General features: G+C 47.7%; 2 tRNA genes. Both read left to right on the top strand.

Annotation, left to right across the window (positions count from 1 at the left end):
- Positions 1-88: 88 nt before the first annotated feature.
- Positions 89-165 (top strand) — tRNA-Ile (locus Y79_RS0107160).
- A 16-nt stretch (positions 166-181) separates the two neighbouring features.
- Positions 182-257, top strand: a tRNA-Ala gene (locus Y79_RS0107155).
- The last annotated feature ends 66 nt before the right edge of the window (positions 258-323 follow it).

Raw genomic sequence — 323 nt, 5'->3', positions numbered from 1 at the left:
ACGGAATATAAGACCTTGGGTCTTATAAACAGAACGTTCCCTGTCTTGTTTAGTTTTGAAGGAACTTTGATTCTTTCATATGGTAGATGGGCCTGTAGCTCAGCTGGTTAGAGCGCACGCCTGATAAGCGTGAGGTCGGTGGTTCGAGTCCACTCAGGCCCACCATCTTTACCCAATATACGGGGCCTTAGCTCAGCTGGGAGAGCGCCTGCTTTGCACGCAGGAGGTCAGCGGTTCGATCCCGCTAGGCTCCACCAACGTGTTCTTTGAAAACTAGATAACAGAAGTAATTCACATTCAATTGTAATGCAAGAAATCACGTA

Origin of the sequence: Bacillus siamensis KCTC 13613 (assembly GCF_000262045.1) — a bacterium.
GTDB lineage: Bacteria > Bacillota > Bacilli > Bacillales > Bacillaceae > Bacillus > Bacillus siamensis.
This window is presented reverse-complemented; position numbering and strand designations above follow the sequence as displayed.